This is a genomic window from Rufibacter sp. JT3400010 (genome assembly GCF_054956755.1).
This window is the reverse complement of the sequence record NZ_JBUDXA010000032.1, coordinates 1-25,960: the sequence shown is the minus strand read 5'-3', so window position 1 is coordinate 25,960 and position 25,960 is coordinate 1. Positions and strand designations below refer to the sequence as shown.

The window sequence follows — 25,960 nt, the reverse complement described above, 5'->3', positions numbered from 1 at the left end:
CTCATTTGGTCGCAAAGTGCTTGTCTTGGCTTGTACGCTGTTTAGGGTTCGGTTTTCTAAAAACGAGCACTATTCTGCTAACAACTGAAATCTAACAACTAAACTCAGAACTGCAGTCCGAAGCCCAATCCCAGTTCGCCGTTAGGCAGAACCGTTGGGACAAGCGAGGCATTTAGGCCTTTGTTACGTAAAAGGCGGTCATGCACAAAATAAACCGAGTTCACTGACAAAATCCCGATTCCGGCCCCAGCCAGCACATCGGCCATCCAGTGTTCATTGTTCAGGATTCGGCTTATACCCGTGGCAGTGGCAATGGTGTAACTGCCCACGCTGATCCATTTGCTTTTGCCCCTAAATTCCTTGTCTACCAAGGTGGCAATGGTAAACGCGTAGGCGGTATGGCCTGAAGGGAAGGACCGTGGCTTGCCATTGGGCCGTTCCTGGGCCGTCCAGATTTTGGTAGGGTAAATGACCAGAGTGGTAAGCGCTCCAGAAGCTAGCAGCAAGCCGGTTTGTCTTCTTATGTCATGCTTGTTCTGAGAGGAGAACAGGTCGAAGCCGTAAAGCCCCACAATGGGCACGAAGAAAAGGTAATCATCCAGGTTGTTGCTGAAATTAGGGAAAGCCTTGCGGGCGTCTCGGCTGGCGTCATAGCTGCTGTAAAACCCGTTGTCTTTGATGGTGGAGATGCCTGCCGCAATTAAGAGAGCCGAAGGCAGCACTGCCCGTTTCAGGTACTTGCTCGTTCTAGGTTTTTCTTCCGCAGGAGGAGCTGTCTGTACAGAATCTAAGACCGCTTTAGCGACAGGAACCTGGGCGACAACTCCCGTAGACAGGAAAAACCACAGCAGGTTGGTGGTCAGGAAAAGTTTGATGTTCAAGGTGGGTAGAGTTATGTTATAAGAAACCAAGTAAAGGTGACACATGCGTAGATACACCACCCAGCCACGCAAACCAAGCCTGAAGGTGCTATGAACCTACTTTTTAGAAACAAACATAAAAACGCAACTTATAAAGAGAAGTTTTCGCGTTCCTAGCCTCAGGCCTGCATAGAAAGTACCAAGGGCTAACCACTCCCATCAGAAAGCGTAGAAGGTTTCTTGAGTTAGCACAGAGAAAAAGGAGACCTGAGCTTTGTTTGGTTCCTCTACTTCTGTTTTCGGCTTAGAATCTAGATTTCAGCTTGGAAATAGATGCTGAACCGTGCGGTACTTTTCAGAAGTCCCTTTACAACCCGAAACACTGCTTATGCTTACCGGACGTGTCAATGCCCCCGAAATAAATACCCGCCACGGTTGGCTTAACACAGACCGTTCCTATTCCCTGAAGGATTTCAGGGGGAAAATTGTCTTGCTGGACTTTTGGACTTTTGGGTGCATCAACTGCCAGCACATACTGCCAGATTTAAAGCGTCTGGAAAAAGAATACGCCCGTGAACTGGTCGTTATTGGCGTGCATTCAGCAAAATTTGATGCCGAAAAACGGCAGAACGCCATCAGACAGGCCATTCTCAAGTTCGGGATTGAACACCCGGTAGTGAATGATGCTGATTTTGAGGTCTGGAAACAATACGCCATCAATGCCTGGCCCACCGTTACCCTCATTGACCCCGACGGCAAAGTAGTAGGCCAGAAGCCCGGCGAAGGCATCTATGATATTATCAAACCTCATCTGGATAACCTCATAGAAGCCTTCGGGGAGAAGTTAAACCGGGAGCCATTCCGCTTTACACCTGAACCAGCGCCTACCTCGGCCTTGAAGTTTCCTTCCAAACTGATCTCAGACCCCGAAGGCCATCTCTACCTTTCAGACAGCGGGCACAACAGAATCTTAAAGCTTACTACCACAGGGCAGATACTGGAAAGCATAGGCAACGGCCAGGAAGGTTTTTTAGATGGTTCCTTTGAAACTGCCAGTTTCCACGAGCCGCACGGCCTGGCCCTGCATGGAACGTACCTGTACGTAGCAGATGCGAAGAACAATGCCCTCCGGAAAGTGGACCTCCAGAAGCAGCGCGTGACAACCATTGCCGGAACGGGAGAGTTGAGTTACTACTTTTTCCATGAGGAAGTGGGCGTTCCCGTGAACCCCAACAGCCCTTGGGACCTTGCCATAGACGGAAACCAACTCTACCTAGCCAGTGCCGGAAACCACCAGATCCTGCGCATGAATCTTGAGACAGAGAAAGTGTACCGATTTGCGGGTACCGGGCGCGAGGCGTTGGCTGATGACACCTTGCCTGAAGCAGCTTTCAACCAACCCAGCGGCCTCACCCTATTAGATCGCACGCTCTTCATCGCAGACCCCGAAGCCAGCGCTGTACGGGCCCTGCACCTGGACAAAGGCACCGTGACCACCCTCATTGGCCGGGGCCTCTTTGAGTTTGGCGATGAAGACGGCGATTTTGACGAAGCCTACCTGCAACACTGCATGGGCATCACCGCACACGGCAACGTCCTTTACCTAGCCGATACCTACAACGGGAAAGTCAAAGAAATGAACCTCCAGAAAGAACGCATCCGTACCGTAGTAGCAGGGCTAGAGGAACCAAACGATGTTCTCTTCCACCAAGATTTCCTCTGGATCACCAACACCAATGCGCACGAACTCTGGAAAGTGAACCTGCAAACCGGTGAGCGGGGAATAGTGGTCATTAAGGAGATTGCTGCGGGTGAATAATGCGCCGGTATGCTTCTGGTTAATGTCGATTCATTGTACTTGCTTTACTAAAACCTAAAAGGAAATATCGCAGTGTCTAATGCTGTGCGTAGAGTTAGCGTCAGCGCTCTACGCACTTTGGGACAGCCAATCTCCTGATTGGCAAAATGAGAAAGCAGTCGGCACAGACGCTCGCAGGTCTTTCAGCCACTGCGAGGTCATTTGAGCAGGGTATTACGTACATGGATAACCAGCAATGCGCAATGTCACTGCTGCGCAGCGAGGTAGTCTGGAGACTCCCTCTTATCTCAAGGCACGAGTCTCCAGACTCGTGCCAGTTAGCAGGCTATCCCTCAAATAACCAAACTTATGGGCTGATGAACCTGCTCCTTCACCCGTAGGGCTTGCTGCAGGTGACGCTGTTGGTGCAAGACTATAAACTCCAAGGCTTCACCCAACCGCATCTTGAGCAACTGAAAGAACTCCACCGGAATAGTTTTCTGGTTGAGGTCTGCGTTGCTGGCGGTATGCAAAAGCCGAAGCAGCACTTCCTGGTGCTGCAGGAACTCGTCCAACACGGCTGGGGTGAGCTGGCTGTTGTGCGGGTTCATGTGCTTCAGCGTTTTGTGTTTCTTAGAGTTGCTGGGGTTTACCAGGTCCAATGACTTTTTGCCTATCCAGGAATAGCGCACCGGCTGCGGAGAAACGGGAGCGGAGGCAGCGGCTAGGGCGCGTTCAAAGTGGGGCAGATAGAAGCGGCTGTAGCGGTTTAAGTGCTCCACACATTCCAGAATACTCCAGCCGGTGGCGTGCGGTTTCACATTGAGCGTGGCAGGCGATTGCGGCAAAAACTCAGAGCAGATGATCTCCTGCTGATTTTGGGCTTGTTGCCGAAGTTGGGAAAGGAAAGTGGCTGTATCCATGACGGTTATCTTTTTGCCAAAGGTAGAAGCCCTTTTCGCCTGAATCCTTGATTTAAATCAAGAATTACATGATGCGGCTCAGGGTTTCAGGGGTCATGCGCAGATAAGAGGCAATGTACTTCTTGGGCACCAACTGGAAAATGTGCGGACTTCGGCGCAGTAGTCGTTCCAGGCGCTGGGCTGGGTCGGGGAGTTGGAGGTCTACTTCGCGTTCAATCTTCCCTACTAAAGCCTTCTCCAACTCCAGTCGCCAGAACTTCCCGAATACCGGCCGTTTTTCTTGGATCAGGTCAAAATCAGTTTTACTGATGGCTACCAATTCGGTTCTCCGCAGGGCCTGAATGCAGTACTGTGAGGGTGTTTGCGTGACCAGCGAAGGAAAGGAAGTGATTAGCGTATTAGGGTAGGCGAAACCCACGCAAATATCTTCCTCCGCGGTAGGTAAATACAGGCGCAGGGCGCCGCTTTCCACAAAGTACAGGTGCTGTTCCACCTGGCCTTCGCGTATGAGAAAATCACCTCGGTTCACCGTAAAGCGTTTCTTCCATAGAGGCAGAAAAACCTCTACGTCCTCTGGCGTGAAAAGCGGAACTTGCTGCAGTAAGGCGGCCAGCATAAGCAGTTTGTTTTGGGGCTGTTTCCTTAAAAATAGGCAAAAAAGAGAAGGAGAACTACCGTTAGGTTTTTTTCGCCTGCCGTATAGAAAGAGATGCTGCTTTCTCTTTTCTTTCTCGTAATTTTAAAGACTGAACCCTTTTCAAAAAGTCGTAAGGCAGAGGAGAGCGAGAAGTTTGACAGGCAAGGGAAATGGTTTCTGAACGTGTAGATATAAACGAAAAATGGCACTACTTTTTAATGATTTCGCGAGTTGGGAGCAGCATTGCCGGGCTACGGGAGAACCGTTGTACAAAGCAGTGCTGGCCTATGAGATAGAACAGAAAGGCCGCTCAGAAGAAGAAATCTGGGACGGCCTGCAGCGGGCGTATGACGTCATGCGCGATGCCGTGAAAACCGGCCTTACCCAAGACATGACTTCCCGCTCTGGCATGGTGAACAACGGGGCTAAGAAAGTAGCGGCTGCGCCGGTAACGGTGCTGTCACCCGAATTCCAGCAGCTCATCAGCAGAGCTTTGGGCGCCAAGGAGGTTAACTCGTGTATGGGCCGGGTAGTAGCCGCCCCCACCGCCGGAGCCTCGGGAATTCTGCCTGGTATCTTAACTACCATCCAAGACCTGCACCAGTTAGAAGACCGAAAAATTCTGGAAGGCTTGCTGGTAGCCGCCGGTATTGCGCTTATCATTGAAACCAACGCGTCGCTGGCCGGAGCCGTGGGTGGTTGCCAAGCCGAAACCGGAAGCGCCGCCGCCATGGGGTCTGGTGCCATTGTGTACTGCCTGGGCGGCACGGTAGAGCAGGCGTTTGCCGCGGTGGCCATTACCATCCAGTGCATGTTGGGTTTGATCTGTGATCCCGTGGCGGGTTTGGTAGAGGTGCCCTGCATTGTGCGCAACGCCAGCGCCGCCGCCATTGCCTTTTCCAGCGCTCAGATCGCCATTGCAGGCGTGAACCCGGTCATTCCGGTGGACCAATGCGTCATGGCCTTGGGCGAGGTAGGACAAAGCATGGAAACCAAGTACAAAGAAACTGCCTTAGGTGGTCTCGCCAACACACCCAGAGGCCGCGAAATAGAGAACCTGGTGCTGGTGCAGGATGTAGAGATTCTCCCGGACGAAGACAGTGAGTGAGTGAGTGAGTGAGTGAGTGAGTGAGTGACAAATCCCCTGTTTAGAGGCTGTTTTCTGAAAACAGCCTCTAAACAGGGGATTTGTATTTTAAAATGTAGGGGCAATCCCTTGTGGTTGCCCTTTGTACGTATTTTGTTATCGTGCAAAGGGATTTTAGAGCTTGGGTGAAGATGCCTTTACAGTGACAATGTTCAGGAACTGCTCGTTTTCATCCCAACTGATTCGGTAAGGGCTTAATTTATCCAGCGTAATCACTTCTATTTTTTCAATCCTTCTGAGATCGGCTAGAAAGCGGCTTTCATTGATGGGCTGTTTGTTCAGCAGAATGCGTAGTTGCCGTTGGGCAGGCGGGACTTCAAAGTAATCCAGCACATGCTCCAGGTTCAGGAGCGTTTTCGGGTTTTTGAGCTCAATAACCGAAACTCCATGTTTGGCTTCGTTGCCCATGGTGGCCAGCATGGTTGAGTCCTGATAGGTTTTCACCACGGTGATTTCTTTAGGATCTACCACTAAAGAAGCGTAATCTGTTACTTGGGAGCCCAGAAGCAATATAGGGCCATTAATACGTATAATGGCTAACCTGGGCATCGGCTTGGGGCCTTCTCCCGAGGAGGGCAGTAACGGATCTGACAGTAATTGGCCCCAGCCCGGTACCGAGCAGAGAATACATATTGCCATGACCGTCAGTGCTTTTCTCATAAGGCTAAGCTAGAGAATTTTAGGAAATAACGCTACCCGGCACCTGTTTCATCTGGAGAACGCAAATTTTCTTCGTCCTTAATAATTAGGAATGTCGTTCACGCTGTTTCTGGTGAGCAGGAGCCCCAGCATCATGAGCAGGCTGGAAAGCAAGACCACAAAGAAAAGCACACTTTCATTCATGCCTACAATGTCATACTGGGCCGGAATGCTGTAGAACAGTAGAATGGTGATAAGCCCTCTGGGGGCGATGAAAAGTTCTGGAATAAGCGGCACGCGCGCAATGTATTGCAGGTACGCAAACCGCACCAGCAGGATAATGCTGAAGATGGTGAAACCCAGCACCCATACGTCTAGCTGAAACAAGTCCTGCAGATTGATGGAAAACCCGAACAGCAGGAAAAAGAAGGTTCTGATCACGAAGGCACTTTCCCCGTTTATTTGCTTCAGCTGTACTATCTCAGACTGCAGAGATTTCAGGTTGATGTATTTGCCCAGCCGGTCTTTGATAAACAATGCGGCATTATTGAGCATGAGGCCAAAGCACAGCACCATCAGCAGCGAAGACAGATGCAGCTTTTTGCCCACCGAATACAATAGAATCAGCAGCGCAATAATCAGGAAGAACTTGATATGGCTTTTGATCTTGTCTACAAAAAACAGCAGAATAAGGCAGCACACAACAGAAATAAGAAGAATGCTAGTGAGGTCAACAACCAGGGTGACAAAAGAGCCAACGCTAATCTGTTCATTTTGCACCGCGAAATTGAAAGCCACTATTCCTATAATATCTGAAAAGGTAGCCTCGTAGACAATGAACTCCCGCTTCTGCGGAGTAAGGTTGCTCACGCTGGGAATGGCAATGGCACTACTGATCACCGCCAGCGGAATCGCATTCACAATAGCTACCTGGTACGGCACCTGCAGCCAGAAATGCACAAACCAGGCAATAAGTGCCGCTGTGATAAGCAAGGTGAGCGTAGCCGTGAGCAACGTTTTTCTGATGAGTGGGAGTTTGTCGCGGCTTAGTTTCAGGTCTAACGCACCCTCCAGTACTATTAAAATCAACCCAATAATCCCGAACAGTTCCAGAATACTGCGCAAACCCGGCAATCGCACATCAAAGTAGTTAGCTCCTATCTGCAGAAGAATTCCGGTACAGAGCAGTAGGATGACAGAAGGTATTTTCGATTTCCTGGCCACAATGTCAAACATGTAGGAGAGAACTACAAGGCTGCTAAGGATGATCAGGAAAGTATAGGCATCTAAAATCATGCGGTAAGGGTAAGATGTATAGACATACGTAAGTGTGGGGGTAATGATTGGAAAGCAAGGTATCGGGCTGTTCTCCCTAAATATAAGAAAGTAATCACATAGGGGTGTCTGCTTTTCTGCTTGTCTCCCTTTTAAAGCACGCATGAGTGCGTCTGTAGACTTTCCTGTTACCTGACTTTCCCTGTATGACCCGGTTCAAAATTCTTTTCTTTTCTGCCGTTGTTTTTCTAAGTGTTTCTGGTTGCGCTGTGCCAGACATGAAAGTAAGCGAAGGACTGCAGCAAGAAGCCACGGTGCTGCCGGTGGTAGGCCGTTCGGCGTTCAGGTTGTCACTGGGCAAAGAAAAAGGCTTCGGGTTTGGAGCTTACCAATTGGAAGGAATTAGGCGGGGTTGGACACAAAGCACAGAGTACGGAAACCTGATTCAGGTGTCAGAAGCATACCAGAAATACAGCTTCGGGGTAAGAGACACGGTGCAACAGAAAACCTGGCCGGTGCAGGCTGCCGCCATGCTCAACGCGACCACCGCCGAGGTAGGCGGTCTGTCTGCGAACCTGAACAAACAGCGGGAGTTCCTGCAAGTAGCGTTCCGTTCACCGGAAAGCGGCGAGTGGCGGATGACCTTAGCCGACCCAGGCACCTACCTAGAGCGGGTGAATTTTGCCGGTAAACTCAGCAACGGCACCTATGAAATTGAGGTTTTTCCACTATATAAATGGGTAGGGAAATCCATTCCGTCCTCTACGGCCATCGGGTATGAGTTCTCCCGCGACGGCCACGTACTAGCCAGTGTGCAGACCATTAACACCGGAAAAGTCTGGCTGAAGAATACAGTAAGCCCAGACCTCCAGATGGTACTAGCCAGCGCCTGCGGCTCCCTGCTTCTATACAACCAACTGGGAGAAAGTCATTAGTGGGAGAAGCTTCTTCTATGGAAGTGGCCCCAGCGTTTTAGGGGTAATTTGCCAAAGACGGCACTAGAACGAATATCCTTAGAAGGTACGGCAGAGCGTAGGAATCCGAGATGGGAATGCGAATACGTCTTTGCCGGAGAAAGCAATGCGTAACAGAGACAAGGCAGTGCCTGGTCTCTACGGGTACAATCATCACCATTATTTCTACTTTCCCCAGTTCCAGTCTTCCCCGAGCGCTTATCAGAAACCATGCAAAGAGCCGCACTTGCACCCACGAGATAACCGGCCAAGCCAAGGGAATAGCAAGCTGCATGCACCTATCAGTAGCTACCCACTATTTTCGCTTATTTTCCTTAAACAACTCCAAAAAAAGCTTACTGCCAATTCACCAACTCCGGATGATTGGTCATCACCCCATCAGCGCCAAGCTCATAAAGCCGTTGAATATTCCTAGGTTCATCCTCCGTCCAAATAAAGGTTTTGAAGCCTTGGCTGTGCAGAAGTTTGATAAACGCCTTGGAGGCGAAATACCGATGGATGTTAATGGCAGTGGCTTCTGAGTAACGGTCAAAATTGCCGAATTTCAGTTCATGGTCAATGAAAATGGGCAGAAAAGGAATCTTGCCCACCATCAGTTTATGGGTCTGAATCACAAAGTCGGCTTTCCAGATGCGTTCCAAAATGGGATCATGGAAAGACTGAAGCACACACCATTCCTCGGCGCGGTGCTCCCGTATGATCCGGAGAGTGTTTTCCTCAAAATCCTCATAATAGTCTTCTTCGCCTTTTTTCAGTTCAATGAGCAGTTTCTTTTTGCCTTTCACGGCGCGTAAGACCTGCGCTAAGGTAGGAATGCGGGTACCGGCAAAGGAAGAGTCATGTTTAATACCTGCATCTAGTTCCTTCAGTTGGGCCAGGGTGAGATCGGCTACGCGGCCGGTGCCGTTGGTGGTGCGGTCAACGGTAGGGTCATGGATCACCACCACCTCGCCGTCTTTAGACTGGTGAACGTCTATCTCAATGAAATCTGCGGAGGTTTCCAGCGCTTTCTTTACCGCGGGCAAGGTGTTCTCTGGTGCCAGGCCAGAAGCGCCCCGGTGGGCAATGACACTTACTTTGCGGGCGGTTCTCTTGAGGGTGATTCCCTTCTCGGGAGTTTCAGAATCGCCGCAGGCCCATATAAAAAGAAACAGGAAAGGCAGGAATGCCTGCCTTGTCCATCTTTGAATCGTACGGGTACCAGATCTTTCGTTCATAAACGCGCTGGCCTATCTATAGACTTTAGCGTTGAAAGATACTACAGTTTTCGTTTTCGGCCAATGTGTGCATTAATAGGATTTACAGGATATTTACCTGACGGGTAATGCTTTCTTCTAATGAAATAAAGGTTTCGGTGCGCTCTACGCCTTCAATAGCCTGTATTTTCTCATTCAGGACTTCGCGCAGGTGCAGGGTGTCACGACAAATGATTTTGGCAAACATGCTCCACTGGCCGGTAGTGTAGTGCATTTCCACAATCTCGGGCACTTGGCGCATGGCGGTTACCGCCGTCTGGTACGCAGAGCCTTTCTCCAGGTAAATACCAATGAAAGCGCAAATGTCATATCCTACCGCGTTGGGGTTGATAAACAGGTGTGATCCTTTGATCACGCCCAGGTCCTCCAACTTCTTCATGCGCACGTGTACGGTACCCCCAGAAACCTGTAATTCTTTGGCTATGTCTGTATAAGCTCTGGTGGCATCCAGCATTAACATGGAAAGAATTCTTCTGTCAAGATTATCAATTTCTGAAACTTGGGCCATTTTATAGGTCTATTTTTAGCAATTCAACAAGGAATATATTCTCTTTTTAAAGAAGTGCTAAGATACGAAAAATATGATTACGAAATACTCAAATTATTGGCTAAAGTGTTATGTTTGTATTAACGAAATGAGGTAAAGTTTAACACATTTACAAAATTTACTATGCAAGCTGATTTAGTTGAAGAGATGCCAGTAAGTTTAGAGGCTACATTGGCGCAAGTACAGGCTTCGGCTACTATAGATGTACTTAAAGTGCAGCAAGCCATTATAAGAGCGGCCCATCAGTTCATGTTTGAGCGCGGTTTGGTGCAACTTATGCCCCTTATGCTATCGCCCATTACAGACCCCTTGAACCATGGCGTAGTAGATGCGGTCATCTCCTATGCCGGTAGCCGCTGGAGCCTTACCAAATCCATGATCTTCCACAAACAGCTAGCCTTGCTGAACCCTGCGTTAGAAGCTCTGTATATTGTGTCACCTAACGTTCGTTTAGAGTTTGCCGACCGTGCATTTACGGGACGGCACCTGTTTGAGTTCACGCAGATAGACTTTGAGTTCCGTAACAAAAATGGTGCCTTTGTGCGCTCCTTCATGGAAGACCTGATCAAGTACGTCTTTTCTGCCGTGAAAAGAGACGTGCCCGAGGTAGTAGCCAAGTACCGCCCCGAGTCTCTGCCGGAAATTGGCAAACTGGACGTGTACCGTACCGAAGAACTGGAGGCGCAGTACGGGCCAGACTATGAACACCTCAAATCAATGGAGGCCACCGCCCCTTTCTGGCTCCTAAATCACCGCCGCGAGTTTTATGACAAGGAAGACCCCGCCCAACCGGGTACGTACCTCAACTATGACCTCATCTGGCCCGAGGGCTATGGTGAAGGCTTGTCTGGCGCGGAACGCGAGAACGAGTACCACCAGATTCTGAAACGCATGGGAGAAACCGGCGCCGACAAAGAAGCTTTCAAAAATTACTTGGAAGTAGTCAAACAGCAAGGGTTGCCGTATACCGCAGGGGCAGGTTTTGGAGTGGAGCGCATGGCGCGGTTTATCTGCCGCATCAAAGACATTAATGACGTCACGCCGTTTTCCCGTCGGCCGGGCGTACCGGCTCTTTTTTAGCAAAAGCAACTGGCAAATAGCGCATTTTCGGGCGGTTTTGCGAAAAACAACCCGAAAACGCTTTTCATTTACCTATATCCTCCCCAATATTAAGGCACCATTCCGGTAGGGGCGGCACAATAGTCACCAGAGGTAGCGGCAGATACATCTTCCAGGGCCTCGCCACATCATTCTCAAGCGTATGCACAAGCACTTTATTATTGATTTTGACAGTACCTTCACCAAGGTAGAGGCCTTAGACGAACTTTGCGCTATCTGCATCCCTGACCCGGCCAAGCGCCAAAAAGTACTCACCGAGATTCAGCGCATCACAGATCTGGGCATGGAGGGCGAAATTCCGCTGGTAGATTCCCTGGAGCAGCGGTTGGCTTTGCTACACGCCAACAAAGACCATATCACCACCCTTATTGAGCACCTGCGCGGTCAGATCTCTGAGTCGTTCAAACATAACAGAACCTTCTTTGAGGCCTTCAAAGACGATATTTACATCATCTCCAACGGGTTCAAGGAGTTCATTGTGCCCATTGTACAGGAACTAGGCGTAAAACCCGAAAACGTATTCGCCAACAGTTTCACGTATGACGAGGCCGGCAACATCACGGGTTTTGACCGCGCCAACGTACTCACCCAAAACCAGGGCAAAGCCAAACAGATCAAAAGTTTGGAACTAGCCGGGGAGGTGTTCGTCATAGGTGACGGCTACACCGACTGGGAAATAAAGGAGGCAGGCATTGCCGATAAATTCTACGCCTTCACCGAGAACGTGAGCCGCGACAGCGTGGTGAATAGAGCAGACCACGTCACCCCTACCTTAGACGAGTTCCTGTATGTGAACAAATTGCCCAGCGCGCTCTCCTATCCTAAAAATCGCATCAAAGTGCTGGTGCTGGAGGGGATTCATGAGCGGGCTATTAACATGTTCCGGCAGGAAGGTTACCAGGTGGAGGTCATTGCCGGGGCCCTGGAAGAAGAGGAACTGTGCGCCCAACTGCATGACGTGGCTATCCTTTGTATTCGGTCTAAAACGCAGGTTACGGCCAAGGCTTTGGCGCACGCGCCGAGGTTGATGGCGGTAGGCGCTTTCTGCATAGGCACCAACCAGATAGATTTACAGACCTGCACCGAGCGTGGTATTGTGGTGTTCAATGCTCCGTACAGCAACACCCGCAGCGTGGTGGAAATGGCTATTGGCGAGATCATCATGCTTTCCCGTGGACTAGTGGAGAAAAGTAACCGCCTGCACCAGGGCGAGTGGGATAAATCGGCGAAGGGTTCCAATGAGATACGGGGCAAGAAACTGGGCATCATTGGGTACGGCAACATCGGGTCACAGCTTTCTGTTTTAGCGGAAAGCTTAGGCATGGAAGTCTACTTCTATGACGTGGTAGACAAACTGGCCCTCGGCAACGCCAAAGTCTGCAATTCCTTGGCTGAGCTGCTCGCCTTAGCAGATATTGTGACCCTGCACGTAGACGGCCGCGCCAGCAACAAAAACATTATCGGCCCGAAAGAATTTGAGCTGATGAAGCCCGGCGTTTTATTCTTGAACCTGGCCCGCGGCCACGTGGTGGACATTGAAGCCTTGGCCCAGAACATCAAAAGCGGCAAAATAAGAGGGTGCGCGGTAGACGTGTTTCCGTATGAGCCCAAAAATAACCAGGAAACCTTTGAGTCGGCGCTCCGCGGATTGCCCAATACGCTGCTTTCTCCGCACGTGGGCGGCAGCACCGAGGAAGCCCAGGAAAACATTGCGCAGTACGTACCGTCCAAGATGATTGACTACATCAATACCGGCGGTTCTTACAACAGCGTGAACTTCCCGAATCTTCAATTACCGGCGCTTCGCAACGCGCACCGGCTTATTCACATTCACCGCAACGTACCGGGTATTCTGGCTAAAATCAACAACACACTGGCAGATAACCAGATCAATATTCTGGGCCAGTACCTGAAAACGAATGAGACCATTGGGTACGTAATTACAGACGTAGACACCAAGTATGACCGCTCTGTGATCAAGCACCTGAAGCAGATTCCAGATACTATCAAATCCCGCACGCTGTATTAATATCGCGTAGCAAGAGCACGTTCTTGAGAGCTGTTTTTGGCCTGTTTCTTCCAGAATAGGCTAAAAACAGCTTCTTTTATTCTCTCAATCAATCAACCAATCCTTCATACAATCAAAAGATGGCTTCTGTATATTTCACTCCCGGTCCGGCGCAACTGTATCCTACGGTGGCAGGGCATCTGCAAACTGGCTTAGACAAACAGGTATTTTCGCAGTCGCACCGGAGCCAGGCGTTCAAAGACTTGTACCGGCGGGCAGATGCGGGTTTACGGGCGTTGTTTCAGTTGTCCCATGATTATGCCATTTACTTTACCGGCTCGGCCACCGAGATCTGGGAACGGAGCCTCCAGAGCCTGACGGCGCAGAGCAGCTACCACTTGGTAAATGGCTCCTTTTCCAAAAAATACTATGAACACGCCAAGGGGCAGGGCCGAAATGCGCAACTATTGCAAGTGCCGTTTGGTCAAGGCTTCAGCTTAGAGGAAGTGCAGGTGCCCGCTGGAACTGAGTTGCTGGCTATTACCCAGAATGAAACCAGTTCCGGCGTACGGGTACCGGTGGCAGACATTCATGAGTTACGCCAGAGGTTTCCAGAACCGCTTATCTCCGTAGACATTGTCTCGGGGGCACCGTATGCCGCACTGGACTTCTCTAAAATTGATACGGCCTTTCTATCGGTGCAGAAAGGATTCGGCTTGCCCGCAGGGTTGGGCGTATGGCTCGTGAATGAACGCTGCCGCGCGAAAGCTGCTACCCTTGAAGGACAGCAGTACACCGGCGGGCACCACAGCATTGCGTCTTTGCAAGAGCAGTACCAGCAGTTTCAGACGCCTAGTACGCCCAATGTGCTGGACATTTACCTGCTCACCCACGTAGTGGAAGACATGCTGGCCAAAGGCGTAGAGGCAATCAGGCAGGAAACTGACGCGAAGGCCCAACAGGTATATGCCTTTCTGGAAGAGAGTGCTTTGTTTGCGCCGTTTGTACAGGAGAAAGCCCATCGTTCGCCCACGGTCATTGTAGCAAATGTGTTGGATAAGCCCGCCGCCGAGGTTATTTCCCAATTGAAAAGCCAGGGATTGGTGGTAGGAAGCGGCTACGGAGCATTCAAAGACAAACAAATCAGAATCGCCAATTTCCCGGCTGTTTCTGAAAAAGAGGTCGAAATGCTGGTGAAAGCCTTGCGTCAGTTGTAAGGAGTATAGAGCAGGATAGTAGCTTAGTGCAAAAATTAATTTGTAAAATTAAATTTAACCGTATATCTTAGAAGTATGTAGTAGTTATATATAATTTAACTAATATTGCTTCTTATGAAAAAGTTTGTACTCACTGTATTGCTCTGCGCGTTTGCGGTTTCTTTTTCGCCAGTAAGCATGGCTGCTTCTAGTACTAACCTGGCAAAGAAAGAATCACCGTTCCTGCTTAAAAAGAAAAAAGGTTCTAAGGCTAAGTACAAGCACAACAAGCGGAACGAAACTCATGTGAAAAAGAGTGTTACCCGCAAAAAAAGAAAATCTGTTTACTAAGGACTATTCTCAGTAGAGCCACTCTACTTGCCTTTCTTATAGAATGAAAAAAGCCTTCTGTATGCAGAAGGCTTTTTTGTGCGTTAGCGGTTTTTACGCTGTTTTCGCCACATCTCATTAAAGGACAGCGGCGCGGCTTTGAGGGGTTCGCGGCGTTTGCTCCAGGTTTCTTTCTGCACGTGCCCCAGCACGAAGTTTTTAACCGACGCCGGTGCCAAGTTTAACAGTCTGCGGTGTTGCATGCCTTTCGCCCAGAACTTGAAAGCGAGTTTCTCATTTTTATCAACCAGTCCTTCTTCTACGCTTTGCTTACGGTTTAACAGGAGCAGGTTGTGCAGGTTTATCTTCACTGGGCACACGCTGGTGCAGGCTCCACAGAGGGAACTGGCGTAGCTCAAATGCTTGTGTTCTTCCATGCCCGCCAAGTGCGGCGTAATCACAGAGCCAATAGGGCCGCTATAAGTGGTTTCATAGGTATGGCCGCCAATGTTCTTGTACACGGGGCACACGTTAAGGCAAGCGCCACACCTAATACAGTTCAAGGCTTCGCGCTGTTCGGGCTGGGCCAGCAGGTTGGTGCGGCCATTGTCCAGTAGCACCACGTACATCTCCTCGGGGCCGTCCTTCTCGGTGGGTTGGCGCGGACCGGTGAGAATGGTGTTGTAAATGGTCACATTCTGGCCGGTACCGCTGGTGCTGAGCAAAGGCCAGAACAGATCCAAATCCAGCATAGACGGAATCAGTTTCTCAATACCCACTATGGCGATGTGCGTTTTAGGGAAAGTAGTGGACAAACGGGCGTTCCCTTCGTTCTCCGTCACGGCAATGCCGCCAATATCCGCAATGAGGAAGTTGGCGCCGCTGATGCCTACCTCGGCCTGGGTGTATTTCTCCCGAAGGAGTTTGCGGGCGGTAAGCACCAGTTGCTGGGCGTCATCGGTGCGCGGAATGCCTAGTTTTTTGGTAAACAGCTCTGAAATGTCTTTTTTAGACATGTGCATGGCCGGCGTGACAATGTGGTACGGGCGCTGCCCGGCCAACTGGACAATGTATTCGCCCAGATCGGTTTCCACGGTTTCCACGCCGTTTTTCTCCAAAAAGTCGTTCAGGTGGATTTCCTCGGTACTCATGGACTTGGACTTCACCACCGATTTGGCGCGTTTGCGCTTCATGATGGTGCCAATCTCCCGCAGGGCTTCTTCAGCGTTCTGTGCCCAAATTACTTTCCCGCCTCTTTTGGTGAAATTGTTCTCAAACTCCACCAGGTACTTGTCCAGGTTGTTGATGGTCTGGGTTTTGAGGAAAGACGCCCGCTCCCGCGCCAGTTCATGGTGCTCATAGGCGGCCATGCCGTTCTGCACAGCGGCGTTGTACTTGCCAATGTTGAAGCGGATTTTCCGGCGGTGCTCCAGGTCAAAGGACTTGTCCTCCGCGTCCAGCAGAAATTGCTTTAATTTTATGCTCAAGTTCTTAGTTCAGTTAATCTTTCAGGCATCGGCTTTAGCCGTTACACACTTGCTTCTCTCTTTTAAGCAGTTTTTCAGAAAACAGGCGAAAAGCACCCGAACGGTTTTCTGTCCTCTTTTCTGTGAGAAGTGGTCAAACTACAAAAATAACGTTGAACCCGCCAATAAGATGTATGTAAACAGAAAAAGGAGAGGCATTACCCTCTCCTTTTTCTGTTTACATACATCTTATAAGTTCTGAGTCTGGAGTCCAGAGACTTTCTTAACTCAGCACTCCAGACTCAGAACTCAGAACTGGAAATAAGCTTTGCTTATTTCTTATTGCTGTCCACCTTGATGCGCTCCGTGCGGTTAGCCAAGTCCCAGGCGGTGTAGAACACCAGGCGGGCTACTTTCTCAGCTGATTGGAAGTTGATTTTCTCCACGTCATCGGTGGGTTGGTGGTAGTCTTCGTGCACGCCGTTGAAGTAGAAGGCAACAGGAATTTTGTGCTTCGCGAAGTTGTAGTGGTCTGAACGGTAGTAGAACTGGTTGGGATCATTGGGGTCGTTGAAGCGGTAGTCCAGATCAATGTTGGCGTACGTTTTGTTCGCGTTCTCAGAGATGGCGTGTAGTTCAGAGGAAAGCTTGTCAGAACCAATCACGTAGATGTAATCTGGCTTGCCTTCGTGCTCTTTGTCATTACGGCCAATCATGTCAATGTTCAGGTCGGCTACGGTGTTCTCCAGCGGGAAAACTGGGTTTTCGGTGTAGTACTCAGAACCCAACAGGCCTTTCTCCTCGGCGGTTACCGTCAGGAACAGGATGCTGCGGCGCGGGCCGTGGCCGTTTTTCTTCGCTTGCGCGAATGCTTGGGCCAATTCCATCACGGCCATGGTGCCAGAACCATCGTCATTGGCGCCGTTATATACCACGCCGTTCTTGATGCCTTCGTGGTCATAGTGCGAGCTGATGACAATCAGTTGGTCTTTCAGGTCAGAACCCTCAATGTAACCCAACACGTTCTCAGTGGGCAGTGGCTGCTTGTTACGGGCCGTTTTGATCTTTACGTTAGTAGCGGCTTTGTACGGCGAGGCCACGGCTTTTCCGGCTTTGCCTACAGTGGCTCCGTAAGAAGCAAATTGCTCTGGCTTGGTGTTCAACAGCGCGGCAGCCATGGAAGGAGACACGTAGATGTTAGCGGCACGCGGTTGCGCGTTAGATGTTCCAAACCCGATGGATGAACGCGTTAACATCCCAGCGTAGCGGGCGGTCATCTGCTGAAACTCAGCATCTGTTGTACCCATCACTACCAGCACGCTTTTGGCGCCTTTTGCAGTAGCAGCGGTCGCTTTGGTGCGGGCATCCTGTGACCAGGTACTCATTTTATCAGTTCCACTGATGAGGTAATTGCCATCGGCTTTCTTAGGCTCACCGGCCAGCACTACCACGGCTTTGCCGGTTACGTCCAGGTTGGTGTAGTCTGAATAGGCGGGGTCGTCAATGCCATAACCGGCAAACACTACCTGCGTAGCCTCTTCGGTCTGGTACGGCGAAGCGCCCAACACGAAGAAGTCTTTGCCCATGGTGAAACGCTTGCTGCCCACCGTCACGTAACCTTCGCCCCAAGTGCTTTCCTCCAGATCAAACGTCTGGTAATATGGGTTTGAGCCTGTTTTTACCGGGCCTAGAACGCCAATAGACTTGAAGTGATTGGAAATGTATTCAGCAGCCATTTTCTGCCCGCGTCTTCCGGTCTCACGGCCTTCCAAAGAGTCAGAAGCCAATACGCGCAGGTATTTCTCCATGTCTGCGGCCGTAATGGTGTTGGCGTATTGGGTGGGGTTTGCCGCGGCGGAAGTCCCGGTGGCTGCCGTTGCGTTGGCGCCGGTGGCGGTTCCGCCCGCCATAGAAGCGGAAGGAGTTTGGGACGTGGAGCAAGCCGACAGGAAAGCGGCGGCCATGCCCAACGTGTACAAATGCTTTTTCATGAAATTGTTTGTTGTTCGGTATAAGACGTTAATGCTACTCAATTTTTGCCTAACGAACAAACGATAGTCGTATTATGGCCATTTTCGCAAATTTAAGGCAAGAATGAGCAGGGCTGCTTACGCGGTAGCCCGTTGAATGAGCACAGTAGCATAAGCAGCTACGCCTTCTTTTTTGCCTACAAAGCCTAACTGTTCAGTAGTAGTGGCCTTGATGGAAATGTCTTCCTCCTTAATCTCCATTACTTGGGCCAAGCAGGTTTTCATGGCTGGAATATGCGGGTTTACTTTGGGCTCTTGCAAGCAAACGGTAGAATCAATGTTGCCTACCTCGTAGCCTTTCTCTCGGATCAGCTTAAGGACTTCGCGCAGCAGAATCTTGCTGTCAATGCCTTTGTACTGCGGGTCTTTGTCTGAGAAATGAAAGCCGATGTCTCTCAGGTTGGCGGCTCCCAGCAGGGCATCGCAGATCACGTGGATCAGTACATCAGCGTCGGAATGACCCAACGCGCCGTGCGTATGCGGAATTTGAATGCCTCCCAGCCAGAAATCCAGGCCTTCCTGCAATTGATGCACATCATAGCCGAAGCCGGTTCTTATGTTAAAGCTCATAGTTTATAAGGATGCTAGAATCTGGAGACTAGACGTTAGATTAATATAAAATAATGTAGTTGACAGCTACCCCTCTTGTCATCTTGGAAAGATCTTGTGGGTGAACTAGAAAAGCGATAAACAAACGCTGTTGCTGTTCGCCACCAAGATCCTTTCAGGAGGACAAAATAGAAGAGGGAAGTTATGCTGGAAATGAAGAAGCCTTAATCGGAGTTATTTCGGGGCTGTTTTGCAGAAAACAGCCCCGAAATAACCTAATCCTCCTCTAACATTTCCTCCAGTTCTTCCTGGGCCTCGCTGCCGGGGGCGGCTTTGTAGAGAAGCGTGGAGCAATTTTCTGGGCGGAGGATTTCCTGCGCTTGCCGGAAGATGTCTTCTGAGGTGACCGCTTGAATTAAAGCGCCCTCTTCGTTTACCAGATTGGGGTTGTCCATCAGTTTGCCCACGGCCAGGTTCAGGGCGCGGTTTAGGAGTTCAATCTCTGAGAAGACAATGGACGTCTCGGCCTGATTTTTCACCTTCTGTAGTTCTTCCTCACTGATGTGCTCCGTCTTGATCTTTTCCAGAATGGCTTCCACGGCGGCATTGGCTTCCTGCGGGTCTACGCCCACGTTCAACTTGCCTTGAATGATGAGCAGGCCGGGATCCATGGAGCCGGTAGGAGACGCCGAGATGGAGTTGAACAGTTTCTGCTCTTTCACCAACTCGTTGTACAGCCGGGAGGAGTCGCCGCGGCCCAACACATCGCCCAGCAAATCGGCGGCGTAGTAGTCTGGGCTGGTGCGGGCGGGCATGTGGTAGGCTTTGTAAAGCGCGGTTAACGGCACGTCGGCTTCTACTTCCAGGTAGCGGGCCTCGGTCTGGCGGGGCTCCACGGGTAAATTGCGCACGTACTTTTCGCCACTTGGGATAGGCCCGAACCATTTTTTGGTCAGTTCCTTTGCGCGCTCAAAGGTAATGTTCCCGGCAATGACCAGAATAGCGTTGGCGGGCGAGTAATGCTTTTTGAAAAAAGCCCGCACGTCATCCATCACGGCATTCTCAATGTGGCTTACCTCCTTGCCAATGGTGGCCCACTGGTACGGGTGTTTCTGGTAGGCCAACGGCCGAAGCTTGAGCCAGACATCGCCGTACGGCTTGTTCAGGTAGTTCTGCTTGAATTCCTCCACCACTACTTTGCGCTGCACTTCCAGGCCATTCTCGTTAAAGGCCAGGTCCAGCATGCGGTCAGATTCCAGCCAGAAACCCGTCTCAATGTTCTGGGCCGGTACGGTGAGGTAATAATTGGTAATATCTGCCGAGGTGAAGGCGTTATTCTCCCCGCCAGCCTGTTGTAAGGGTTCGTCGTAGCTGGGCACGTTCACCGAGCCACTGAACATGAGGTGCTCAAACAGGTGAGCGAAGCCGGTGTGCTGTTCGTCTTCATCGCGGGAGCCTACGTTGTAGAGCACGTTCAGGAGCGCCAAGGGCGTGGTGGTGTCTTCGTGTACAATGCAGCGCAGGCCGTTATCTAAGGTAAATTCTTTGAATTGAATCATATGCAAAGGGCTAAAGATGCTCCTTATGAAAGGATATACTACTAACGCGGAGAGCCTGGCGGTGTTGCAACGCCCATCCGGTGTTTGCGTTTAGGGGCCAATTTCTCAAAAACGGCCCCTAAGCCACAAAAGTAAAAATAACTAGGCTAGAATTTCGCCCCTTGATTGAACTCCGTAAATTTACGCCTCGCAGAAACCGCGAAAACCATGAAATTCAACAGAAAAGACTATACAGACGACGATCTGCTGCACTTATACCGGGGCATTCTCAAACCCCGCATGATTGAGGAGAAAATGCTGATTTTGCTGCGCCAAGGCAAAGTAAGCAAATGGTTCTCGGGCATTGGGCAAGAGGCTATCTCCGTGGGTTCTACCCTGGCCTTAGACCCGGACGAATATATTTTACCCCTGCACCGCAACCTGGGCGTTTTCACCTGCCGCGACATTCCGTTGGACCGCCTGTTTGCCCAGTTCCAGGGGAAGAAAACCGGCTTCACCAAAGGCCGTGACAGGTCTTTCCACTTCGGGAGCAACGAGCACCACATAGTAGGCATGATTTCGCACCTGGGCCCACAGTTGGCTGTGGCTGATGGTATTGCCCTGGCCGAGATGCTGGACAAACGCGAGAAAGTGACCTTGGTGTACAGCGGTGACGGTGGGGCCAGCGAAGGTGATTTCCACGAGGCCCTGAATGTGGCCGCCGTGTGGGGACTACCGGTCATCTTTATCATAGAGAACAATGGCTACGGCTTGTCTACCCCCAGCAATGAGCAGTTCAAATGCCAGTACTTCATTGACAAAGGTCCGGCCTACGGCATAGACGCGCTGCAGATAGACGGCAACAACGTGCTGGAAGTGTATGACACCGTACGCCAAGCCGCTTACAGTATCCGGAAAAACCCACGCCCGATGTTGATTGAGGCGATGACGTTCAGAATGCGCGGCCACGAGGAAGCCTCGGGTACCAAGTACGTGCCGCAGGAATTGTTTGAGCGCTGGAGCAAGAAAGACCCGGTAGAGAACTTTGAGAAGTACCTGCTGGATGAAAAGGTGCTAACGCCGAAGTTGCTAGCCGCCATCAGAGAAGAATTCCGCGAAGAAATTGAGCGTGGTTTAGACGTAGCGCACAACACGCCAATGCCTACGCCCGATGTGAAGGAAGAGTTAGCGGATATGTACGCGCCTTTCATCCAGAACGTGATTACGCCCAAAGACAGCGCCCGCTCAGAGCGCCGTTTCGTAGATGCCATTTCAGATTCCCTGCGCCAAAGCCTGGAGCGATACCCAGATCTGGTGATTATGGGCCAGGACATAGCGGAGTACGGCGGCGTGTTCAAAGTGACCGAAGGCTTCGTGGACAAGTTCGGGAAAGAGCGCATCCGCAACACGCCTTTGTGTGAATCAGCCATTCTGGGAATTGGGTTGGGCATGTCCATCCGAAAGAAAAAGTCGGTGGTAGAAATGCAGTTCGCCGATTTCGTGACCGCCGGTTTTAACCAGATTGTGAATAATCTGGCCAAAAGCCACTATCGTTGGGGCCAGAACGCCGATGTGGTGGTGCGCATGCCTACGGGCGCGGGCGCGGCAGCCGGCCCGTTTCACTCACAGAGCAATGAGTCCTGGTTTTTCCACACACCGGGTCTCAAGATTGTGTACCCATCTACCCCCTATGACGCTAAAGGTCTGCTGAACGCCGCCATTGAAGACCCTAACCCGGTGATGTTCTTTGAGCACAAGCTGCTGTACCGGGCCTTGTCAGAAGCCATTCCAGATGATTATTACACCGTGGAAATCGGCAGAGCTAGACTTGCCCAAGAAGGAAACGACTTTTCCATCATCACCTACGGCATGGGCGTGCACTGGGCCAAGCAGCTCCTGAACACCATGCCAGGCGTATCGGCTGATATTCTGGATCTGCGTTCGCTGCTGCCTTGGGACAAAGAAGCCGTTCGGCAAACCGTGACCAAAACCGGCCGCGTAATTGTGCTGCACGAAGACACCCTCACCGGAGGAATTGGTGCCGAGATTGCCGCCTGGATTTCTGAGAACTGCTTTACTCAGTTAGATGGGCCGGTGGTGCGCGTGGGCGGGTTGGATACCGCTATCCCGTTCGCCCCGCCACTGGAACAGGAGTTCTTGCCTATTAAACGGCTTAGAGAGAAAGTGGAGGCGCTATTAAGTTTCTAAAAAACAAGCCCTTCTGTTTTAGGGCAGATTTCTTTGAAACTGCCTTAAAACAGAAGGGAATACAGCCAACGCAGGCTGGTATACGTATACTTTATATTGAACAAGGTATGAAAAAGACGCGCTTTGCAGTAGGTCTGGTGGTATTATCCATGGGTCTGGCTTTGGGAGGTTGCAACTCCAACAGAATTGCCTGCCCAGATGTCTCTGGCAAGAAAAAATTCTCCTTGTTCAAGAAGAAAGAACTTACCCAGGCAGACCAGGCCAATGAAGGCCGTGATTACGGTGGGCGAGATATGGACTATGACAAAGAGGGGTTGCTGAAAAAGAAGAAAACCAGAATACCTACTCCTAAACGCAAGCAAAGTCTTTTACAAAAAGTAGGATTGAAATGAAACACGCGCTACTCTCTGTACTTGTCTGCGGCATGATGTTGCTAGGGTTGGGAATTTTACAGCCAGCCGCCGCGCAGACCGCCTACACCACTACTGGCAAGCAAAAGCGGGAGCTCCGCAACAGTCTCAAAGAAGCAAAACGCATAGAAACAGATTATAATGAATCACATCTGAACGTGGACGCGTACAACCACCGAAGAGGTGAGAATGGCCGTAAACTGAAGAAGAGCAAAAAGAAAGACCTGATGCCTATCCAGGAAGACGGCACAGCGGTCACCAAGCCTAAATTATTTTCTAAAAAGAGCGCCCAGGTAAAAGCCCGGAAAAAGTAAGCGTTCTATTTTAAAGTTATTTACAGAATAAAACCATGCAGTGGAATTCCATTAACAGTGTTGAGCAAATAGAGCAGATAAAAGAGGAGTCCAGAGAACAACCGGTGGTCATCTTCAAGCACAGCACCACCTGTTCCATCAGTGCTACTGCCAAAAGCAGGCTGGAGCGGCAGTGGGCAGATGCCGGTCTGGAGAATGTGAAACCCTATTATCTGGATTTGTTAAACTACCGGCCGGTGTCAGCGGAGATTGCGCAGTCTTTTGCAGTAAAGCATGAGTCGCCGCAACTTTTGCTTATCAAAGACGGGCAGTGTCAGTACCATGGTTCTCATTTGGGCATCAGTCTGCAGGAAGTAAAGAAATTAGCTTCCTAGCCAGAAGAACAAATCCCGCAGGAGGTAGTTATCTATAAACTACTTCCTGCGGGATTCTTTTTAGAGCTTGTTTGGATTTTCGCTTACAGAAAGCAAAGTTTAAATGGACTCTTATATTAAACAGGTGAGGTATTTCGTTCTATATCAGCGCTAAGCATAGTGGAACGAAACCGATTGGGCAATGTCTGGGTGCAGGCTAAGGGCGACCGGGCAGGTGTGGGCAGCGTTTTGGAGCATCGCCTTTTCTTTGTCTGTAAACGTTCTGGCGGGCATTTGTACCTCCAGCACAATCTCAGAGATACGGCGTGGGTCTGCCGCCATCTTTTTAGTGATGGCCATGGTCATGCCGGTTAAGTCAATGGCGTTGCGTTCGGCCACTATGCCCATAATGGTCATCATGCAGCTGCCCAAAGCGCTGCAAACCAAGTCTGTGGGCGAGTACGCCTCGCCGCGGCCGTTGTTGTCAACGGGAGCATCTGTGACCAGAGTGTTGCCAGAGGCGAGATGGGTTCCCTGGGTGCGAAGTTGGCCAGAGTATGTTAGTGTCATTGAACTCATTGTCTTACTATTTAAGATTTGCAGGTGCTTGTAAAGTTACTTACTTTTAAACAAAACTTAGCCTTTTGCTCTGTGCGCAGATTTCTATTGGTGCTTGTGACCATATGCTTTCTTCCTGTTGGTATGGCGTTTGCCCAGACCGCAGAAGAAGAGGAAAACTATTCCAGGGAGTTCACCTACGGACTCAACTTTAATTCCAATGGTGGGCTTCTGGGCGGAGCCATGATCAAACAGGTGTATCATCTGGGCGGCAACTGGTATCATTTCTGGGCTCTGGAAGGCGTAGAGGTGAAACACCCTAAAGAATCCCGTCTGCAAAACCTGCAGAACGGAGCCTCCTTTATCAACGGGAAAAGCAATTACCTGTTTGTGCTCAGGCCGCAGTACGGCCGGGAATACACTTTCTTCAAGAAGGCTGCTGAGTCTGGTGTGCAGGTAAACGGAATACTGGCTGCTGGCCCGTCTTTGGGCATTATGGCACCTTATTTTATTGAGTACGACCGTAGCAACTATGTATTAGACCCCAGAACACAGCAATATTATCTGTCGGGGCCGGTGCTCATCAGCACAGAACAATTTGACCCCAATATCCATACTAATGAAGGACTGATAGTGGGAGCCCCAGGCGTATTCAAAGGCTTGAGCGAACCTAGTTTTAGGGTAGGTGCCAACGTGAAAGCGGGCGTTTCCTTTGAGTACGGCCGTTACATGGAGAGCGTGACGGGAATAGAAGTAGGGGTATTGGTGGAAGCCCTTGCCGGAGACATCACCCTGATTCCGGATGCGCCAACCCGCAACGTGTTCACGTCCGTTTACCTAACGTTATATTACGGGCGTCGCCGTTGAACGATCCTTTCCCCTGGGCTGTTTTTTGCCTATCCGCTCCTCACTTAGTACCTTTGTCCCATGGATCAATTGATTGCGTTGCCGGTTATCCAACCAGCAGAAGCTCAAACTAAACCCCGTAAGCCAGACTGGCTGCGCGTGAAACTGCCGGTAGGCAAAGAATACGCCAAAGTCAGACAACTGGTAGACACTTATAAACTACATACTATCTGCGAAAGCGGAAACTGCCCTAACATGGGTGAGTGCTGGGGTGCTGGCACGGCCACGTTCATGATTCTGGGCAACGTATGTACCCGCTCTTGCTCTTTCTGCGCCGTTGCCACCGGCCGGCCCAACGAATATGATTTGGATGAACCTCGCCGCGTAGCGGAAGCCATTCAACTCATGGGCGTGAAGCATGCCGTGATCACCTCGGTGAACCGCGACGAACTGAAAGACCGTGGCGCCAGTGTATGGCATGAAACCATTGTGCAGATTAAGAAGCTTTCTCCGGAAACGACCATAGAAACGCTTATCCCAGACGTGAAAGCCAACTGGGAAGCCTTGGAAGTGATGATCTCTGCCGGACAGGAAGTAGTTTCCCACAACGTGGAAACCGTGAAAAGCCTGTACCGTCAGGTGCGTCCGCAGGCCAAATATGACCGTAGCTTAGAGCAGATCAGACGCATTAAAGAATACGGCAAGCGTACCAAAACCGGCATTATGCTAGGTTTAGGTGAAACGCAGGAGCAAGTCTATGAAGCTATGGATGATCTAGCCGCGAACGGGTTAGATATTCTTACCCTGGGCCAGTACCTGCAGCCTACCAAAATGCACCTGGAAGTAGCCGAGTTTATCCATCCAGATTTGTTTGCGCACTACAGAGAAGAAGGCTTGCGTCGAGGCCTGAAGTACGTAGAATCTGGCCCTCTAGTAAGATCTTCCTACCATGCTGAACGCCACGTGCACGTGTAGCATT

The 25,960-nt window shown here is 50.5% G+C and carries 24 protein-coding genes; 12 read left to right on the top strand and 12 right to left on the bottom strand.

What is annotated here, in order from left to right; all coding sequences use genetic code 11:
- Positions 1-104: 104 nt before the first annotated feature.
- Positions 105-881 carry a phosphatase PAP2 family protein gene (locus ACY0JR_RS20145; protein WP_462635967.1) on the bottom strand — a complete coding sequence of 259 codons (777 nt, stop codon included), beginning with the start codon at positions 879-881 and terminating at the stop codon, positions 105-107.
- A 367-nt stretch (positions 882-1,248) separates the two neighbouring features.
- Here ACY0JR_RS20145 and ACY0JR_RS20140 point away from each other — a divergent pair, with 367 nt between their 5' ends.
- Positions 1,249-2,679 carry a thioredoxin-like domain-containing protein gene (locus ACY0JR_RS20140; protein ID WP_462635966.1) on the top strand — a complete coding sequence of 477 codons (1,431 nt, stop codon included), beginning with the start codon at positions 1,249-1,251 and terminating at the stop codon, positions 2,677-2,679.
- A gap of 332 nt (positions 2,680-3,011) precedes the next feature.
- Here ACY0JR_RS20140 and ACY0JR_RS20135 read toward each other — a convergent pair whose 3' ends face one another.
- Together ACY0JR_RS20135 and ACY0JR_RS20130 are read right to left on the bottom strand one after the other, a co-directional pair.
- Positions 3,012-3,581, bottom strand: coding sequence for a DinB family protein (locus ACY0JR_RS20135; RefSeq protein ID WP_462635965.1), 570 nt, complete (start codon positions 3,579-3,581; stop codon positions 3,012-3,014).
- A gap of 64 nt (positions 3,582-3,645) precedes the next feature.
- Entirely contained in the window at positions 3,646-4,197 is a 552-nt protein-coding gene (locus tag ACY0JR_RS20130; protein WP_462635964.1) for a Crp/Fnr family transcriptional regulator, read from the bottom strand.
- A gap of 223 nt (positions 4,198-4,420) precedes the next feature.
- Here ACY0JR_RS20130 and sdaAA point away from each other — a divergent pair, with 223 nt between their 5' ends.
- Positions 4,421-5,326: an L-serine ammonia-lyase, iron-sulfur-dependent, subunit alpha gene (sdaAA, locus tag ACY0JR_RS20125; protein WP_462635963.1), complete on the top strand. Its 906-nt coding sequence runs from the start codon at positions 4,421-4,423 to the stop codon at positions 5,324-5,326.
- Positions 5,327-5,479: 153 nt separating this feature from the next.
- On the opposite strand, the gene ACY0JR_RS20120 is transcribed toward sdaAA, so the two are convergent.
- A complete protein-coding gene (locus ACY0JR_RS20120) occupies positions 5,480-6,025 on the bottom strand; it encodes a hypothetical protein (RefSeq protein WP_462635962.1) in 546 nt (181 codons plus the stop codon).
- Positions 6,026-6,103: 78 nt separating this feature from the next.
- Entirely contained in the window at positions 6,104-7,300 is a 1,197-nt protein-coding gene (locus ACY0JR_RS20115) for a cation:proton antiporter domain-containing protein (protein WP_462635961.1), read from the bottom strand.
- A 257-nt stretch (positions 7,301-7,557) separates the two neighbouring features.
- Here ACY0JR_RS20115 and ACY0JR_RS20110 point away from each other — a divergent pair, with 257 nt between their 5' ends.
- Positions 7,558-8,214 carry a hypothetical protein gene (locus ACY0JR_RS20110; protein ID WP_462635960.1) on the top strand — a complete coding sequence of 219 codons (657 nt, stop codon included), beginning with the start codon at positions 7,558-7,560 and terminating at the stop codon, positions 8,212-8,214.
- 374 nt (positions 8,215-8,588) lie between these two features.
- On the opposite strand, the gene ACY0JR_RS20105 is transcribed toward ACY0JR_RS20110, so the two are convergent.
- Both ACY0JR_RS20105 and ACY0JR_RS20100 read right to left on the bottom strand, forming a co-directional pair.
- Positions 8,589-9,470 carry a glycerophosphodiester phosphodiesterase gene (locus ACY0JR_RS20105; RefSeq protein WP_462635959.1) on the bottom strand — a complete coding sequence of 294 codons (882 nt, stop codon included), beginning with the start codon at positions 9,468-9,470 and terminating at the stop codon, positions 8,589-8,591.
- Between the two features lie 82 nt (positions 9,471-9,552).
- Complete coding sequence (locus ACY0JR_RS20100; protein WP_181306680.1) at positions 9,553-10,017, bottom strand: Lrp/AsnC ligand binding domain-containing protein; 465 nt, start codon at positions 10,015-10,017, stop codon at positions 9,553-9,555.
- Positions 10,018-10,203: 186 nt separating this feature from the next.
- Between ACY0JR_RS20100 and ACY0JR_RS20095 the strand changes: the two genes are divergently transcribed.
- The 3 genes from ACY0JR_RS20095 (at position 10,204) to ACY0JR_RS20085 (ending at position 14,400) form a co-directional block, all read left to right on the top strand.
- On the top strand, positions 10,204-11,136 hold the full coding sequence (locus ACY0JR_RS20095; protein ID WP_462635958.1) for an asparagine synthetase A: 933 nt from the start codon (positions 10,204-10,206) through the stop codon (positions 11,134-11,136).
- Positions 11,137-11,317: 181 nt separating this feature from the next.
- Complete coding sequence (gene serA / locus ACY0JR_RS20090; RefSeq protein WP_462635957.1) at positions 11,318-13,204, top strand: phosphoglycerate dehydrogenase; 1,887 nt, start codon at positions 11,318-11,320, stop codon at positions 13,202-13,204.
- 119 nt (positions 13,205-13,323) lie between these two features.
- Positions 13,324-14,400 (top strand): aminotransferase class V-fold PLP-dependent enzyme, encoded by a 1,077-nt coding sequence (locus ACY0JR_RS20085; RefSeq protein WP_462635956.1) that lies wholly within the window; start codon positions 13,324-13,326, stop codon positions 14,398-14,400.
- Positions 14,401-14,813: 413 nt separating this feature from the next.
- On the opposite strand, the gene ACY0JR_RS20080 is transcribed toward ACY0JR_RS20085, so the two are convergent.
- From ACY0JR_RS20080 to ACY0JR_RS20065, 4 genes are all read right to left on the bottom strand, one after another.
- Positions 14,814-16,196, bottom strand: a complete 1,383-nt coding sequence (locus ACY0JR_RS20080; RefSeq protein WP_462635955.1) for a LutB/LldF family L-lactate oxidation iron-sulfur protein — start codon at positions 16,194-16,196, stop codon at positions 14,814-14,816.
- 311 nt (positions 16,197-16,507) lie between these two features.
- Complete coding sequence (locus tag ACY0JR_RS20075; RefSeq protein WP_462635954.1) at positions 16,508-18,166, bottom strand: M28 family peptidase; 1,659 nt, start codon at positions 18,164-18,166, stop codon at positions 16,508-16,510.
- A 117-nt stretch (positions 18,167-18,283) separates the two neighbouring features.
- Positions 18,284-18,775, bottom strand: coding sequence for a 2-C-methyl-D-erythritol 2,4-cyclodiphosphate synthase (ispF, locus tag ACY0JR_RS20070; RefSeq protein WP_462635953.1), 492 nt, complete (start codon positions 18,773-18,775; stop codon positions 18,284-18,286).
- A gap of 254 nt (positions 18,776-19,029) precedes the next feature.
- Positions 19,030-20,313: a M16 family metallopeptidase gene (locus ACY0JR_RS20065; RefSeq protein WP_462635952.1), complete on the bottom strand. Its 1,284-nt coding sequence runs from the start codon at positions 20,311-20,313 to the stop codon at positions 19,030-19,032.
- Positions 20,314-20,520: 207 nt separating this feature from the next.
- Between ACY0JR_RS20065 and ACY0JR_RS20060 the strand changes: the two genes are divergently transcribed.
- The 4 genes from ACY0JR_RS20060 (at position 20,521) to ytxJ (ending at position 23,598) form a co-directional block, all read left to right on the top strand.
- Positions 20,521-22,500 carry an alpha-ketoacid dehydrogenase subunit alpha/beta gene (locus tag ACY0JR_RS20060; RefSeq protein ID WP_462635951.1) on the top strand — a complete coding sequence of 660 codons (1,980 nt, stop codon included), beginning with the start codon at positions 20,521-20,523 and terminating at the stop codon, positions 22,498-22,500.
- A 107-nt stretch (positions 22,501-22,607) separates the two neighbouring features.
- Entirely contained in the window at positions 22,608-22,892 is a 285-nt protein-coding gene (locus ACY0JR_RS20055) for a hypothetical protein (protein WP_462635950.1), read from the top strand.
- Positions 22,889-23,224 carry a hypothetical protein gene (locus ACY0JR_RS20050; protein ID WP_462635949.1) on the top strand — a complete coding sequence of 112 codons (336 nt, stop codon included), beginning with the start codon at positions 22,889-22,891 and terminating at the stop codon, positions 23,222-23,224. Before ACY0JR_RS20055 ends, ACY0JR_RS20050 begins: the two co-directional genes overlap by 4 nt.
- A 35-nt stretch (positions 23,225-23,259) precedes the next feature.
- On the top strand, positions 23,260-23,598 hold the full coding sequence (ytxJ, locus tag ACY0JR_RS20045) for a bacillithiol system redox-active protein YtxJ (protein WP_462635948.1): 339 nt from the start codon (positions 23,260-23,262) through the stop codon (positions 23,596-23,598).
- A 150-nt stretch (positions 23,599-23,748) separates the two neighbouring features.
- Here the strand turns inward: ytxJ and ACY0JR_RS20040 are convergent, their stop codons facing one another.
- Entirely contained in the window at positions 23,749-24,156 is a 408-nt protein-coding gene (locus ACY0JR_RS20040) for an OsmC family protein (protein ID WP_462635947.1), read from the bottom strand.
- A 123-nt stretch (positions 24,157-24,279) separates the two neighbouring features.
- Here ACY0JR_RS20040 and ACY0JR_RS20035 point away from each other — a divergent pair, with 123 nt between their 5' ends.
- The gene (locus ACY0JR_RS20035) at positions 24,280-25,002 is read left to right on the top strand and encodes a hypothetical protein (RefSeq protein WP_462635946.1); all 723 of its coding nucleotides are present in this window, start codon (positions 24,280-24,282) and stop codon (positions 25,000-25,002) included.
- Positions 25,003-25,071: 69 nt separating this feature from the next.
- Entirely contained in the window at positions 25,072-25,956 is an 885-nt protein-coding gene (lipA, locus tag ACY0JR_RS20030; protein ID WP_462635993.1) for a lipoyl synthase, read from the top strand.
- Positions 25,957-25,960 lie beyond the last annotated feature (4 nt).

Coding starts and splice junctions, on each gene's coding strand:
- ACY0JR_RS20055 (WP_462635950.1), top strand. CDS start 22,608: ATGAAAAAGACGCGCTTTGCAGTAGGTCTGGTGGTATTATCCATGGGT.
- ACY0JR_RS20115 (WP_462635961.1), bottom strand. CDS start 7,300: ATGATTTTAGATGCCTATACTTTCCTGATCATCCTTAGCAGCCTTGTA.
- ACY0JR_RS20050 (WP_462635949.1), top strand. CDS start 22,889: ATGAAACACGCGCTACTCTCTGTACTTGTCTGCGGCATGATGTTGCTA.
- ACY0JR_RS20060 (WP_462635951.1), top strand. CDS start 20,521: ATGAAATTCAACAGAAAAGACTATACAGACGACGATCTGCTGCACTTA.
- ACY0JR_RS20135 (WP_462635965.1), bottom strand. CDS start 3,581: ATGGATACAGCCACTTTCCTTTCCCAACTTCGGCAACAAGCCCAAAAT.
- ACY0JR_RS20035 (WP_462635946.1), top strand. CDS start 24,280: ATGGCGTTTGCCCAGACCGCAGAAGAAGAGGAAAACTATTCCAGGGAG.
- ACY0JR_RS20095 (WP_462635958.1), top strand. CDS start 10,204: ATGCCAGTAAGTTTAGAGGCTACATTGGCGCAAGTACAGGCTTCGGCT.
- ACY0JR_RS20040 (WP_462635947.1), bottom strand. CDS start 24,156: ATGAGTTCAATGACACTAACATACTCTGGCCAACTTCGCACCCAGGGA.
- ACY0JR_RS20120 (WP_462635962.1), bottom strand. CDS start 6,025: ATGAGAAAAGCACTGACGGTCATGGCAATATGTATTCTCTGCTCGGTA.
- ytxJ (WP_462635948.1), top strand. CDS start 23,260: ATGCAGTGGAATTCCATTAACAGTGTTGAGCAAATAGAGCAGATAAAA.
- ACY0JR_RS20085 (WP_462635956.1), top strand. CDS start 13,324: ATGGCTTCTGTATATTTCACTCCCGGTCCGGCGCAACTGTATCCTACG.
- ACY0JR_RS20100 (WP_181306680.1), bottom strand. CDS start 10,017: ATGGCCCAAGTTTCAGAAATTGATAATCTTGACAGAAGAATTCTTTCC.
- sdaAA (WP_462635963.1), top strand. CDS start 4,421: ATGGCACTACTTTTTAATGATTTCGCGAGTTGGGAGCAGCATTGCCGG.
- ACY0JR_RS20130 (WP_462635964.1), bottom strand. CDS start 4,197: ATGCTGGCCGCCTTACTGCAGCAAGTTCCGCTTTTCACGCCAGAGGAC.
- ACY0JR_RS20065 (WP_462635952.1), bottom strand. CDS start 20,313: ATGATTCAATTCAAAGAATTTACCTTAGATAACGGCCTGCGCTGCATT.
- ACY0JR_RS20105 (WP_462635959.1), bottom strand. CDS start 9,470: ATGAACGAAAGATCTGGTACCCGTACGATTCAAAGATGGACAAGGCAG.
- serA (WP_462635957.1), top strand. CDS start 11,318: ATGCACAAGCACTTTATTATTGATTTTGACAGTACCTTCACCAAGGTA.
- ACY0JR_RS20140 (WP_462635966.1), top strand. CDS start 1,249: ATGCTTACCGGACGTGTCAATGCCCCCGAAATAAATACCCGCCACGGT.
- ACY0JR_RS20075 (WP_462635954.1), bottom strand. CDS start 18,166: ATGAAAAAGCATTTGTACACGTTGGGCATGGCCGCCGCTTTCCTGTCG.
- ispF (WP_462635953.1), bottom strand. CDS start 18,775: ATGAGCTTTAACATAAGAACCGGCTTCGGCTATGATGTGCATCAATTG.
- ACY0JR_RS20110 (WP_462635960.1), top strand. CDS start 7,558: ATGAAAGTAAGCGAAGGACTGCAGCAAGAAGCCACGGTGCTGCCGGTG.